The organism is Amycolatopsis sp. PSD-21 (genome assembly GCF_055561455.1).
Map to the genome: position 1 here is coordinate 655,584 of NZ_CM145712.1, position 13,718 is coordinate 669,301.

Genomic DNA, 13,718 nt, shown 5'->3' on the forward strand with positions numbered 1-13,718 from the left:
AAGAGTCGGGCAACCCTGTAACCAACGCGGTGGCCGGTCCGACGGGATTCATGCACACCCCCACGCACCGGACGGAGATCCCGGCTTTGACTGACGACACGGTGCGCCTGTCCATGATCGGGCAGGTCTTGCGCGGGAGGTGGCGGACCCTGGTGGTCCTGGCCCTCCTCGGCGCCCTGGTCGGCGCGGGATCGTCGTTGATCCTTTCTCCCGGTTACCGGACGACGTCCAACGTGCTGCTGCAGGGCCCGCGTGAGGCGGACGAACTGCTCACCCAAGCCGAGGTGGCGACCAGTTCGGTGGTGCTCGACCGGGCCGCCGCCGTCCTCGGCCGCGGCAGCGGCGCCGACCTGCGCGACCGGGTGAGCACCACGGTCGCGCAGGGCAACGTCATCACCATCGCCGCGACCGACGACTCCGCCGAGCACGCGCAGCAGGTCGCGGATCAGGTCGCCCAGGAATTCGTGAAGTACTCGACGCAGGTCCTCGCCAGCACCGGCGACGCCGCGGTCAAGGTGGCGCAGGAACGCCGCGAGACCCTGCGTCAGCAGGTCGCGCAGACGAACCAGCGGATCACCGAACTGACCGAGAAGGTCTCCGACGGGACGACCTCGGTGGAGACCGTCCAGCTGCGCACCGAGCTGGCCGCGCTGCGGTCGTCGATCGAGCAGGCGATGTCGACCCTCAACGCCACCGACACCACGAGCGGCGGCCTCGGCAGCATGGTCGTCATGGGCGCGGCCCAGCGGCCGACTTCGGCGGCGGCGCCGACGTTGCCGCAGCTCGCCCTCGGCGGCGCGGCGCTGTTCTTCGTGTTCGGCCTGCTCGGTCACCTGTTCGCCGCCCGCACCGACCGGCGGTTGCGGGACGAAGAGGAGATCGGCGCGGCGCTCGGCGGCCCGGTGCTGGCCACTGTCGACATTCCCGACATCGCCGACGAGGCCGATCCCGAAGCGGAGCGGAGCCTGCGGGCGAAGCTGCTCGGCGACGACCGGCCGTGGAACATCCGGCGGATCGACGTCACCCCCGAAGAGATCGACGGCGACGTCCACTATCGCCGCCTCGTGTCCCGGCTTCCGCAGCGGCGGCTGCTGGTGCTGGTGGCCGACGGCGATCACGCCGCGCGGACCGCGGCCGCCAGGATCGCCGAACTCGCCGGCCGCCGGTTCACCGTCGTCACGGTGGCACCGGGACGGCCGGTCGTGGCGGACCAGGCCGCCGAAGGTGTGCTCGTCGTGCTCGGTCTGGGCACGCGGACCGCGTGGGAACTGGTCGGTGTCGCCGAGGCGTGCGCCGACGCGGGGCTGGCCGTGGTGGGGGCGGCTCTGATCCGTCCCGTGCGGCCGACTCGGCCCCCGAAGCCCGGGAAGCAGGCTGGGAAAGCTCGAGAAGCACTGGCAGGTACACCGTGACGACCGCCGAAAAAGAGAAGTCCGAGCCGCTCATCGATCTCCAGCGGCTCGTGGTCTCGGTCCGGCGGCGTCGTCGCCTGTGGCTGGCCACCGCCCTCGCCGGGCTCATCGCCGGTGGGCTCGTGGCGACGTTCCTGCCGTCGCCGCCCACGGCCGTGGCGAAGATCCTGGTCGTCCACGCGGACGATTCGCCCAGTGACAGCGGCACCCTGATGGAGACCGACGTCGCCGTGCTACAGACGACGAAGATCGCCGGAGACGCGCTCAAGAAGCTGAACAGCACGCAGCCGCCCGAAGAGTTCCTCAAGGACTACACCGGGCTCGGCGTGACGAACAACGTCCTCCAGGTGACGGTCAAAGGCAAGGACAACGCCGATGCGGTCGCCCGCGCGCAGGCGCTCTCCGACGCCTTCATCGCCGAGTACGTCGCGCGCAACCAGGCCGGCGCGGCGGCCGAGCAGAAGGCCTTGCTCGATCAGCGCAATCAGGCGCAGACCGAGCTCGCCGGTATCCAGAACGACATCGTCGCCGAAGAGGCGAAGCGGAACCCCAACCCGGCCCAGCTGGAGCGGCTGTACTCCCGCCGCGCGGAGCTGACGTCCAAGATCTCCGACTACGACGGCCGCGCGCAGGAGGCGGGCATCGGCACGCCGAAGGTCGGCGCGGGGACGCAGATCGTGGACGCGCCGCGGATCCTGCCGAAGTCGCTGCTGAAATCCGCAGGCACCGCCGCCGGGATCGGCCTCGTGCTCGGCCTGCTGGCGGGTCTCGTGCTGGCCGCCATCGGCAGCGTGGTGAAGGACCGGCCGGTGCTGCGCCGCGAGATCTCCCGCCATCTCGGCGCGTCGGTGATCGCGCAGCTGCCGAAACCGCCGCGCTGGTTCCGGAAGGGCCGTGCGCTGGAGCAACGCAAACGGGTCGCGACGACGCTGATCCGCGCGATCCGCGAGGACGACGGGACGGTGTCGCTGCTCGACCTCGGGGCGCGCGCCACGACGGCCGCGCTGGCCGCCGACATCGCGAACGAGCTCGCGGAGCAGGGCCCGGTCGCGCTGGTCGACGAACTGCCGAAGGCCGGTCTTCGCGCGCTGGCCGCCGGCGGCAAGATCCGCGTCCTGGATCGCGACGAGCCCAAGGTTCCCGGTGAACGCCGCATCGGCGTCGGTTCGATCGAGCCCGGGACCGCGTGGACGGATCTCGAACACCTCGGCGCGGAAGCGATCCTCGTCGTGCGTGCCGGGCAGGCGAACACCGAATGGCTGCACACCGTCGCGCGTCAGCTGGCCGAACGGCGGATCCCGATCATCGGGGTGGTGCTGGTCGACCCGGATCCGCGCGACCACACCGACGGCACCCTGTGGGACGGCCTGCACACCGCGCTGCGCGGCCGGGCCGTCGCGCCCGCGCGGACGCCCGAGCCCGCGCGCCGTCCGCAGCCGACGCCGGTCGAGATGTTCCCGGACGACGAGCCCACCGTGCGGCGGCTCGCGGTGGCGCCACCCGAGACCGCCCCGCGCCGCACGCCGACGCCGTACAAGCGGGCCGAGGAGAACGCCGCCGACCAGCCGACCACCCGATTCGCACCGGTCACGCAGGACAACGCCGAAGCCTTGTAAGGGGAGCGAAAGCAGATGTGCGGTATCGCAGGGGCCTACCACTGGCCGGACGGGGGACCGCTACGGGATCGGCTCACCAAGACCCTCGCCCACCGGGGCCCGGACGGTTCCGGCCGATACGACCACGGGGAAGTCCACTTAGGACACCGGAGGCTGTCGATCGTCGATCTGACCGAGACCGGCGCGCAGCCGATGGTCAAAGACGGGCTCGCGCTCACCTACAACGGCGAGCTGTACAACGCGCCGGAGCTGCGGAAGGAACTCGAAGCCACCGGTGTGCGCTTCCGGGGCACGTCCGACACCGAGGTCCTGCTGGAAGCCTGGCGCGCCTGGGGCACCGATGGCTTGCACCGGCTGCGCGGCATGTTCGCGTTCGGCGTTTTCGACGAGCGTTCCGGCGAGCTGGTGCTGGTCCGCGACCAGCTGGGCATCAAGCCGCTCTTCCTGGTACGCCGCGGCAAGGGCGTCGTCTTCGCGTCCGAGCTGAAGGCTCTGGCCTCCGAGCTGGGCGGCTCGCTGACCGTCGACGACACCGCGCTCGTCGCGTCCCTGCTCTACTACTGGGTCCCGGACAGCCGCTGCGCGTTCAAGGAGGCCGAGAAGCTGCCGCCGGGCAGCTGGGCGCGGTTCCGGCCGAACGGCGACGTCGACCGCGGCACCTTCTGGTCGCTGCGCCAGGTCGCCGAAGAAGGTGCGGCCTACGAGGGCGACTTCGACCTCAACGCCGTCATCGAAGACTCCACGCGCAAGCACCTGATCGCGGACGTGCCGGTCGCGACGTTCCTCTCCGGCGGGCTCGACTCCAGCTACCTGACCGCGATCGCCGCGCGCGAGCGGCCGGGGATCTCCGCGTACACCATCGGTTTCCGCGCCGAGGACGCGAAGTTCGAGGCGATGCCCGACGACCTGATGTACGCGAAGAAGGTCGCCGCGAAGTTCGGTGTCGACCTGCACGAGATCGAGATCGCGCCCCAGGTGCTGGATCTGCTGCCGCGGATGACGTACCACCTCGACGAGCCGATCGGTGACCCGGCGGCGATCAACAGCTACCTGATCTGCACCGCCGCCCGCGAGGCGGGCGTCAAGGTGATGCTCTCGGGTATGGGCGCCGACGAGCTGTTCGCCGGGTATCGCAAGCATCTGGCGAACAAGATCGCCGTTCAGTACCAAAGGGTTCCGGGTCTCGTCCGGCGTCCGGTGGAGTCCCTTGTGGACAGATTGCCGGTGGCGACGTCGAAACGCGGCTTCCGGTCGGTCCGGTTCGCCAAGCGGTTCCTCTCGTTCGCGGAGCTGCCGGAGGAGACCGCGTTCCGGCGCAGCTACACGATGTACGACCAGGCCGAGCTCGCCGGTCTGCTGAACCCGGACCTCGCCGGCGCGGTGGACGACGTGATCACCGAGCACGCGGACACCTACCACGACAACACGTTGTCGGACTTCGTGAACCGCATGTGCCTGGCCGATTCCCGGCTCTTCCTGCCGGGGCTCAACCTCGCCTACACCGACCGGTCCAGTATGGCGGCCTCCACCGAGGTGCGGACGCCGTTCGTCGACGTCGAGGTCGTGAAGGCCGCGTTCCGGATCCCCGGTGACTGGAAGATCGTGAAGCGCCAAGGGAAGATGGCGCTGAAGGAAGCGGCGTTGTCCATTCTTCCCGCCGAGATCGTGCACCGGCCGAAGGGCCTGTTCAGCGCGCCGCTGCGGGCCTGGATGAGCCGCGACCTCGCGCCGCTGGTGCGCGAGGTGACGAACGAAGGTGAACTGGTGAAGGCCGGGTTCCTCCGGCGGGAGGCCCTGCGGAAGCTCGTGGACGAAGACGCGTCCGGGCAGCAGGACCGGTCCAAGCACCTCTGGCACATCTTGACCCTCGAGTACTGGTACCGGGGCGCCGTCACAGCTCGGTCCAGCGGGTCGTGAGTGGCGATTCGGGTTAGAACCCGAATCGCCACTCACGACCAACCGGACCCACACTCGACCGCCACCCTGATCGCTGAGGAGCGACGTGAAGCAGGTAGTGCAGAACTACAAGAGCGGGGAGCTGGCGCTCCTCGACGTCGAAGTGCCCGCGTGCAAACCGGGGGGTGTGCTGGTCCGCACCGCCTATTCGCTGATCTCCACCGGCACCGAGATGATGAAGGTGTCCGAGGCGAGCCTTTCGCTGGTGGGCAAGGCGAAGGCCCGGCCGGATCAGGTCGCGAAGGTGATGCAGAGCGTCGCGACGAACGGCCTCGGCGCCACGTACCGCAAGGCGATGAACAAACTCGACTCGTACACGCCGCTGGGGTACTCGCTGTGCGGCGTCGTCGAGGAGGTCGGCGCGGGGATCGACGACGTCGCCGTCGGGGACTACGTGGCGTGCGCGGGGAACGAGCACGCGCTGCACGCGGAACTGAACTGGGTGCCCAAGAACCTCTACACCAAGGTGCCCGGCGGGGTCGATCCCCGGCACGCCGCGTTCGGCACGGTCGGTTCGATCGCGATGCAGGGTGTCCGCCAGGGCGAACCGCAGATCGGCGACATCGCGCTGGTCATCGGGCTCGGCCTGATCGGTCAGCTGGTCGTGCAGCTGCTGGTCGCCTCCGGGGTCCGCGTGGTCGGCGTCGACCCGGACCCGGCGCGCTGCGAGCTCGCTGAACGGCTCGGGGCCCTGAAATGCGGAGATCCCGGGTCCGGCGTTGTCGACACCGCGGTCGCGGAGATCAGCTCCGGGCACGGCGTCGACCAGGTGTACCTCGCCGCGGGCGGCAGTACGAACGAGCCGGTGGAGCTGGCCGCGAAGCTGGCCCGCGACCGCGGCCGCGTGATCGACATCGGCAAGTGCTCGCTGAACCTGCCGTGGAACGCCTACTACGAAAAGGAACTCGACGTCCGGTTCTCCCGTTCGTACGGCCCCGGCCGCTACGACCCGGAGTACGAACTCGAAGGCCGCGACTACCCGATCGGCCAGGTCCGCTGGACCGAACGACGCAACCTGGAATGCGTCGTCGACCTGATGGGCAGCGGCCGTCTCGACGTCGAGCCGCTGATCTCGCACGTCTCCGCCTTCTCCGACGCCGTCGAGACGTACCGGAAGCTCGACGAGGGCGAGCTCAAGGCCGTCGCGGTGCTGTTCGAGTACGAGAAGCGCACCCCCACCACCACCGAGCCCGTCACCTCGGTTTCGCTGCCCAAGCCCGTCACGAGCCGCGCGGTGCCGAAGATCGACACCCTGCGGGTCGGCTTCATCGGCGCCGGCAACTACGCGTCCTCGATGCTCCTCCCGCATCTCGTGCAGATGGAGTACATGGACCTTTTCGAGGTCGTCACCACGTCCGCGCTCTCGGGCGCGAACGCCAAGCGCAAGTTCGGCTTCGCCCGCGCCTCCACCGACGTCGACGCGATGCTCGAAGACGAGTCGATCCACGCCGTGTTCATCGTGACCAGGCACAGCTCGCACGCCGAGCTGACCAGGCGCGCGCTGCTCGCGGGCAAGGCCGTCTTCGTCGAGAAGCCGCTCGCGCTGTCGGAGAAGGAACTGGAGATCGTGCTCGGCGCGATCGAGGAATCCGGCAACGACCGGCTGCAGGTCGGCTTCAACCGCCGGTTCGCCCCGCTGCTGAACGAGGCGATGCGCAACTTCGGCCCGCGGATCGGCCCGGCGTCCGTGCGGTACCTGGTCAACGCCGGTCAGCTCGACGCGAACAGCTGGTACAACCAGGCCGACAGCGAGGGTTCGCGGTTCGCGGGCGAGGGCGGCCACTTCATCGACACGGTCAGCTGGCTGCTGGGCTCCGACCCGGTTTCCGTGTACGCGACCGCGACGCCCGGGCACCAGGACCTCCAGATCCTGCTGCGCTACCCGGACGGCTCGACGGCGTCGATCGCGTACACCACCAGCGGTTCGTCGGCGTTCCCCAAGGAAACGATCGATCTCACCGCCGACGGCAAGGTGCTGAAGTTCGACGACTTCGCGCGCGCGTCGGTGTTCGGCCGCAAGAAGTGGGCCAGCTCGCGTATCCCGAAGGGCCGGGACAAGGGGCAGGAAGCCGAACTCGAAGCGTTCGTCGACGCGCTGAGCACCGGTGTCGCGATGCCGGTCTCGGTCGAGTCGCTCGTTTCGACGACGCTGGCCACCCTCGCGGTGAACCGCAGCCTGGAGACCGGGATGCCGGTCCGGATCGGACTCGGCTGATGGATCCGTCCTGGTACCTGCGAAGACTGTCGCGGATGGGGCCCGCCGAGATCGCCGGCCGGGTCACCGACGTCGTGCGCAAACGTCAGTGGCGCGGGGTCGCGGGGGAGAAGCCGTCCTGGCTGCCGGTTCGCCGGTTCGTGACGGTGCCCGGTGAAGACGTCCTCGCCGCCGTTTCGGGCGAAGCCGTGAAGGATCTGCTCGTGGCCGCCGACCGGCTGATGGACGGGCGCGCCGAGTACTTCGGCGTCGAGCGGGACGACCTCGTCGCCCCGGACTGGTCGTACGACCCGAAGACCGGCCGCCGCGCGCCGTCCGACGTGTACTCCTTCGACATCCCGTACCGGAGCGAGGACGCCGTCGGCGACATCAAGCAGATCTGGGAGCCGTCCCGGCACCAGCACCTCACCGTGCTGGCCGCCGCGTACGCCCTGACCGGCGAGGACCGGTACGCCGAACGCGTGGCCGCGCACCTGAAGTCGTGGTGGGCGGCCAACCCGCCGATGCGCGGGGTGCACTGGGTGAGCGGGATCGAGCTCGGCATCCGGCTGCTGTCGTGGGTGTGGGTCCGGCGCCTGCTCGACGGCTGGGAGCGGACTCCGTCGCTGTTCGAGGACAATCCCGTGGCGCTCGGCCAGATCTGGCACCACCAGCGCTGGCTGGCGGCGTTCCCGAGCCGGGGTTCGTCGGCGAACAACCACGTGATCGCCGAGGACGCGGGGCAGCTCGCCGCGGCCTGCGCGTTCGCCTGGTTCCCGGAATCCGCGCAATGGCGGGTAGCGTCGATGGCGTCGCTCGACAAAATGCTGCGGCACAACACCTTCGACTCCGGGCTCAACCGGGAACTCGCCACCGAGTACCACGGGCTCGTGCTGGAGCTGGGACTCGCCGGGGCGCTGGAGGCGAAGGCCGCCGGGGTCGCGGTGCCCGAGTCGACCTGGCTCGTGCTGCTCCGGATGACCGACACGCTCGCGTCCATTGTGGACAATAAGCTGCGCCCGCCGAGGCAGGGCGACGCGGACGACGGCTTCGGGCTGATCGTCGATGGTGACGAGACGAGCCGCTGGGCGTCGCTGCTCGACACCGGATCCGTCCTTTTCGGACGGTTGGACTGGTGGCCGGAGACGCCGGGCGGTGACGTCCGAACTCAGCTCTTCTCCGCGCTGGGCAAGGACATCCGGGTCGACACGCGGCGCCCGGCGCGGCGGCGAGACGACTTCGCCGACGCCGGGATGACCATCCTGCGGGACGGCGACGTCTGGTGCCGTTGCGACGGCGGGCCGCACGGCTTCCTGTCCATCGCCGCCCACGCGCACGCGGACGCGCTCTCGGTGGAGGTCCGGCACGACGGCGTCGACATCCTCGCCGACCCCGGGACCTACTGCTACCACGGCGAACCGGAGTGGCGGTCGTACTTCCGGTCCACGGCCGGGCACAACACGCTCGAACTCGCCGGCGCCGATCAGTCCGTCTCCGGCGGCCCGTTCCTGTGGACGAAACACGCCGTCACCACCGTGCTCGCGGCGGGCACGCCGTCACGCTGGAGCGCGGAACACGACGGCTACACGCCGTCGATCCACCGGCGTTCGGTGGAACTCGACGGCGCTGAGCTGCGGATTCTCGACGAGGTCCGCGGTGGGATCCGGCCGTGCCGTCTCGCGTTCCACTTCGGCCCGGCCGTCGAGGTGATCCTCACCGGAGCGACGGCGAAGTTGTCCTGGACGGCCGATGGCCGGGAACGGAGCGCTTCGATGGAACTACCGTCGCAGCTCAGGTGGTCCGCGCACCGCGGCGAGACCACCCCGCCGCTCGGCTGGTACTCGGCCGGGTTCGGCCGTCGCGAGCCCGCGTGGACGCTGATCGGCGCCGGGACCGCCTCGACCGAGATGACCACCGTGCTCACCTTCGACGCCGAGGGGCCTCCGTTGTGACGGTTCGACCGCACCGCTTCCTGCCGATCCTGCTGGCCGCGGCGGCCTTGGCCGCCTGCACCTCGGGCCCCGCCGACGAGGCGGGCGCACCGCCCGACCCCGGGCGAGCGCCGTCCGGCGGCGTGGCCCAGGTGTGCGGCAAACTGCCGCCGGGTCCGGCGGCGGCACCGGCGGGAGCGGTGACGGTCGATCCGGCCGTCGCGGGCGATCTCGTGGCGAAGACCAGGGCGAACGGCCCGGGGACGACGTTCTGGCTGGCATCCGGCACCCATCGGCTCGGCGACGACCGCTTCGACCAGGTCCAGCCGAAGGCCGGGAACGTCTACCTCGGCGCGCCGGACGCCGTTCTCGACGGCCGGAAGATCAACCAGTACGCCTTCTCCGGCAGCGCCGCCGACGTCAAGATCCAGTACCTCACGGTGCGGGGCTTCCTGGCCCCGCGCGACGAGGGCGTGGTCAACCACGACTCGGCCCCCGGCTGGATCATCGAGCACAACACGGTGCAGGACAACGAAGGCGCGGGCCTGATGGCGGGCGCGCGGCAGCAGGTGCGGGGGAACTGCCTGCGGAACAACGGGCAGTACGGGATCAACGCCTACGAGGGGAAGAACGGGATCACCGGGCTCGTCGTCGAAGGCAACGAAATCACCGGGAACAACACCGGCGACTGGGAGAAGAAGGTCGAAGGCTGCGGCTGCACCGGCGGCGTGAAGTTCTGGTCCGTCGACGGCGCCGACGTCCGCGGCAACTGGGTGCACGCCAACCGCGGCGTCGGGTTGTGGGCCGACACGAACAACAACGACTTCCTGATCGAGGGCAACGTCGTCGAGGGCAACGACAGCACCGGGATCATGTACGAGACCAGCTACAACGCCGTCATCCGCGGCAACACCCTCCGCCGCAACAACGGCGTGGACGGCAAGTCCTACATCGACCGCGGCGACAGCTTCCCGGTGGCGGCCATCTACGTCTCCGAATCCGGCGGCGAGCCGAGGGTGAAGGCGCGCACGGACAAGGTCGAGATCGCCGGGAACGTCCTCGAGAACAACTGGAACGGCATCACGCTCTGGGAGAACTCGGACCGGTTCTGCAACAGCCCCGCCAACACCTCGTCCGGCGCGTGCACGCGGCTGGTGCCGGACCACCAGACCTGCGCCCGGCCGTCGATCGCGTCCGGCCCGCTCTTCGACGACTGCCGCTGGAAGACTCAGCGCGTCGAGATCCACCACAACCGGTTCGTCCTCGACCCGGCCGTCGCGGGCTGCGAGAACACCTGCGCGCGGATGGCCGTGCTCGCGAACTTCGGCACGTATCCGGACTGGTCGCCGTACCAGGGCGAGGTCGTGCAGCACGCGATCACCTTCGCCCAGGGCAACAAATGGCACGACAACACCTACGTCGGCCCGTGGAACTTCGTCGCCTTCGAACCGAGCCGGAACCTGAGCATCGGAGAATGGCAAGGCGGCCCGTACAACCAGGACGCCGGATCGGCCTACAGCCGTCAAGGGGGAGGCTGACATGCGGCAGAGAACCCGTTTCCCGCATCTACCCCGGGGAGAACGCCCTTCGCAGTCGCCGGACATGCCGAAGGCGGTCGCGTTCGTATGGGCGCTGCTGATCCTGAACACGCTGGGCTCCACCGGCGCGACGACGGTCATCCCGATCCCGCGTTCGGTGATCCAGCTGGTCACCATGGGTTCGCTCGTGCTGGCGTTCTGCATCGCGCTCGCGTTGAACGCCCGGCTCCGGATCCGGCCGAGCGCGTACCTGCTGCTGCTCAGCATCCTGGTGGTGCTCAGCCTGCTGGCGAGCCTGAACCTCGAAGTCGGGTACGGCGCCCTGTTCCGCTGCTTCCGGTTCGGCGTGTTCGTCAGCACGCTGTGGCTGCTGACCCGGTGGTGGGACGGCGGGATCCGGCTCGTGCGGCACCACATCCGGACGTACTCGGTGGTGCTGCTGACGGTCGTCATCGGGCTGGCCGCGTCACCGGGGATCGCGCTGGCGGAGGAGTACGGCGGACGGCTGACCGGCACCATCTGGCCGCTGACGCCACCGCAGGTCGGGCAGTACTCGGCGGTGGTCATCGGGCTCACGCTGCTGTTGTGGCTCGGCGGTGAACTCGACCGGCTGAACGCGCTGATCGTCATCGTCCCCTCGATCGGCATCCTGCTGCTGACCCACACCCGCACCGCGACGCTCGGCCTGGTCGCCGGCGTGCTGATCGCGCTGCTGTCCCTCTGGATGTCGAGCGCGCGGGCCAGGAAGGTGTTCGCCGGTGTCGCGCTGATCGGCGCGGTGTCCGCCGTCGTCCTCGGTTCGCTGCTGCAGGCCTGGTTCCTGCGCGGCCAGAGCTCGGAGAACTTCTCCAGCCTCACCGGCCGCGCGAAGGTGTGGGACGCGCTGCTGTCCGATCCGCGCACCATCGGCGAGTACGTGTTCGGCGTCGGGCTGACGAACAAGTCCTACATCGGCCTGCCCATCGACAACAGCTGGCTCGCGGTCTACCACGAACAGGGCTACGTCGGGATCGCGATCGTCGCGGCCTTCATGCTGGTGCTGATCGTGGTCGCCGCGCTGCGGCCGCCGTCGCTGGCCAGGGCGTGCGCGATCTTCCTGATCACCTACTGCGTTTCGGCGTCCTACACCGAGGCGGGACTCGGTGACGCGTCGCCGTACCTGCTGCATCTGGCGCTGGCGGCGTCGCTGCTGGTGAGGGTGCCTGCCACCGAGAAGAATTTCGTCCCGGCCAAGGAGCCTGCGTGAAGGTCCTCGTGGTCCACAACCGCTACCGGTCCGAGCAGCCGAGCGGGGAGAACAACGTCGTCGACCAGGAGGTCGCGCTGCTCGCGGCCGCCGGGCACGACGTCGGCCTGTTCGAACGGCGCAGTGACGACATCTCCGCGATGTCGTTGCCGCGCAAGGCCGTCGTCCCGCTCCAGGTGCCGTGGAACCGGGCGGTGCGCGCCGGCCTCGCCCGGCGGCTGGCCGAAGACCGGCCGGACGTCGTCCACGTCCACAACACGTTCCCGCTGCTGTCGCCGTCGGTGCTGGCGGCGTGCGCGGACGCGCGTGTGCCCGTCGTCGCGACCGTGCACAACTACACCCTGATCTGCCCGCCCGGCACGCTTTACCGCGACGGGCACGTGTGCACGGACTGCGTCGGCCGGACACCGGTGCCCGCGGTGCGGCACGGTTGCTATCGCGGGTCGGCGCTCGCGACCGTGCCGATGGCGGCGAGCCTGGTGCTCAACCGGCGTCGCTGGTGGTCCGGGGTGTCCCGGTTCTTCTGCATCTCGAAGGCGCAGCGCGAGGTGCTGGTCGCCGCCGGGATGCCCGCCGAACGGCTGGCGGTGAAGTACAACTTCGTCGCCGATCCCGGCATCCGGCGTTCCGGCACCGGCGAGCACGTGCTGTTCCTCGGGCGGATCACCGCGGAGAAGGGGATCGGGCTGCTCATGGCGGCCTGGGACCGGATCGCCGCGACCGGCGGGCTCGGTCTGCCGCTGGTGATCGCGGGCACCGGCCCGATGCAGGACGAGGTCGCGCGCTGGGCGGAAGGCCGCGACGACGTCCGCTACGAAGGACTGCGGAGCAAGGCGGAATGCGCCGAGCTGGTCACTCGCGCGGCGGTGGCCGTGGCGCCGTCGGAATGGCTGGAGACGTTCGGGCTGGTGGTCGTCGAGGCGATGGCCGCCGGGGTCCCGACCGTCGCGGCCGCGCACGGCGCGTTCCGCGAACTGGTCGAGGACGGCGTGACCGGGCTGCTGCACGAACCCGGGGACGCCGAGTCGCTGGCGCGGCGGCTGCGGGAGGTCGTCGGCGATCCCGGCCGGAACCTCGAATTCGGCAAGGCGGCGCGGCTGGTCTACGAACAGGAATTCACCCCGGAAGTGGGGCTGGAGCGGCTGATCGGCGGCTATCGGGACGCGATCGGGCGGGTGGCCGCGGAGTGAAACCGGCCCTGCCGCCGGTGCTCCGCCCGGCCGCGTTCGTCCTGGCCGTGGCAGGCGGGCTCGGCGCGCTGGTGCTGGGCCTGGTCTACGCCGGCACCTCCGCGCCGACCGGCTTGGACGCGACGCTCGTGCACGCGCTCGCCTGGTCCGGCGACCCCTGGTGGACGATCGCGACGGTGATCGACTTCGTCGGTGAACCGGTCGGCGCCATCGTCACCATGGTCGTGTTCCTCGGCTGGTGCTGGTTTTCGCGGCGGCCGCGCACCGCCGTCACCGGAGTGGTGGCCGCGTTGGTCACCGTCGGCCTGACGAGCGGGCTGAAACCGCTCACCGGCCGGTACATCCACGGCGAATTCCTCGCGTATCCCAGCGGGCACACCGGTTTCGCCGCCGCGTTGACCTTCACCGCCGCGCTGGGCGTGCTCGGCGGGCTCCGGCGCTTCCCGGCGTCGGTGGTGCTGGTTGTCGCGGTCGTCGTCGCCGGGGCCGCGATGGGCTGGGCGCAGGTAACGATGGGCGCGCACTACCCGACTGACACGCTGGGCGGCCTCGGTGTGGCGCTCGCGGTGGTTCCGGCGACCGCGCTGCTCATCGACGAAGGGGCGACCCGGTCCTCGAACACCGCATAGCGAAAG

9 protein-coding genes are annotated in these 13,718 nt (G+C 70.1%); all 9 read left to right on the forward strand.

What is annotated here, in order from left to right; translation table 11 throughout:
* The first annotated feature begins 113 nt into the window (after positions 1-113).
* Positions 114-1,412: a YveK family protein gene (locus tag ACZ1DY_RS03430; RefSeq protein ID WP_465485815.1), complete on the forward strand. Its 1,299-nt coding sequence runs from the start codon at positions 114-116 to the stop codon at positions 1,410-1,412.
* The gene (locus ACZ1DY_RS03435; RefSeq protein ID WP_465483588.1) at positions 1,409-3,028 is read left to right on the forward strand and encodes a Wzz/FepE/Etk N-terminal domain-containing protein; all 1,620 of its coding nucleotides are present in this window, start codon (positions 1,409-1,411) and stop codon (positions 3,026-3,028) included. The genes ACZ1DY_RS03430 and ACZ1DY_RS03435 overlap by 4 nt, the downstream gene beginning before the upstream one ends.
* A gap of 15 nt (positions 3,029-3,043) precedes the next feature.
* Positions 3,044-4,945 carry an asparagine synthase (glutamine-hydrolyzing) gene (asnB, locus tag ACZ1DY_RS03440; protein WP_465483589.1) on the forward strand — a complete coding sequence of 634 codons (1,902 nt, stop codon included), beginning with the start codon at positions 3,044-3,046 and terminating at the stop codon, positions 4,943-4,945.
* Between the two features lie 85 nt (positions 4,946-5,030).
* Positions 5,031-7,199 (forward strand): bi-domain-containing oxidoreductase, encoded by a 2,169-nt coding sequence (locus tag ACZ1DY_RS03445; RefSeq protein WP_465483590.1) that lies wholly within the window; start codon positions 5,031-5,033, stop codon positions 7,197-7,199.
* Positions 7,199-9,130 carry a heparinase II/III family protein gene (locus tag ACZ1DY_RS03450; RefSeq protein ID WP_465483591.1) on the forward strand — a complete coding sequence of 644 codons (1,932 nt, stop codon included), beginning with the start codon at positions 7,199-7,201 and terminating at the stop codon, positions 9,128-9,130. The genes ACZ1DY_RS03445 and ACZ1DY_RS03450 overlap by 1 nt, the downstream gene beginning before the upstream one ends.
* Positions 9,127-10,647 carry a right-handed parallel beta-helix repeat-containing protein gene (locus ACZ1DY_RS03455; protein WP_465483592.1) on the forward strand — a complete coding sequence of 507 codons (1,521 nt, stop codon included), beginning with the start codon at positions 9,127-9,129 and terminating at the stop codon, positions 10,645-10,647. The genes ACZ1DY_RS03450 and ACZ1DY_RS03455 overlap by 4 nt, the downstream gene beginning before the upstream one ends.
* Positions 10,648-10,711: 64 nt before the next feature.
* Positions 10,712-11,893 carry an O-antigen ligase family protein gene (locus ACZ1DY_RS03460; RefSeq protein WP_457960637.1) on the forward strand — a complete coding sequence of 394 codons (1,182 nt, stop codon included), beginning with the start codon at positions 10,712-10,714 and terminating at the stop codon, positions 11,891-11,893.
* Positions 11,890-13,083 carry a glycosyltransferase gene (locus tag ACZ1DY_RS03465; protein ID WP_465483593.1) on the forward strand — a complete coding sequence of 398 codons (1,194 nt, stop codon included), beginning with the start codon at positions 11,890-11,892 and terminating at the stop codon, positions 13,081-13,083. Before ACZ1DY_RS03460 ends, ACZ1DY_RS03465 begins: the two co-directional genes overlap by 4 nt.
* Positions 13,080-13,712, forward strand: a complete 633-nt coding sequence (locus ACZ1DY_RS03470; protein WP_465483594.1) for a phosphatase PAP2 family protein — start codon at positions 13,080-13,082, stop codon at positions 13,710-13,712. The genes ACZ1DY_RS03465 and ACZ1DY_RS03470 overlap by 4 nt, the downstream gene beginning before the upstream one ends.
* The last annotated feature ends 6 nt before the right edge of the window (positions 13,713-13,718 follow it).

Bases quoted from the DNA above. Each gene is read 5' to 3' on its own strand.
- ACZ1DY_RS03450 (WP_465483591.1), top strand. From the start codon at position 7,199: ATGGATCCGTCCTGGTACCTGCGAAGACTGTCGCGGATGGGGCCCGCC.
- asnB (WP_465483589.1), top strand. From the start codon at position 3,044: ATGTGCGGTATCGCAGGGGCCTACCACTGGCCGGACGGGGGACCGCTA.
- ACZ1DY_RS03460 (WP_457960637.1), top strand. From the start codon at position 10,712: ATGCCGAAGGCGGTCGCGTTCGTATGGGCGCTGCTGATCCTGAACACG.
- ACZ1DY_RS03430 (WP_465485815.1), top strand. From the start codon at position 114: ATGATCGGGCAGGTCTTGCGCGGGAGGTGGCGGACCCTGGTGGTCCTG.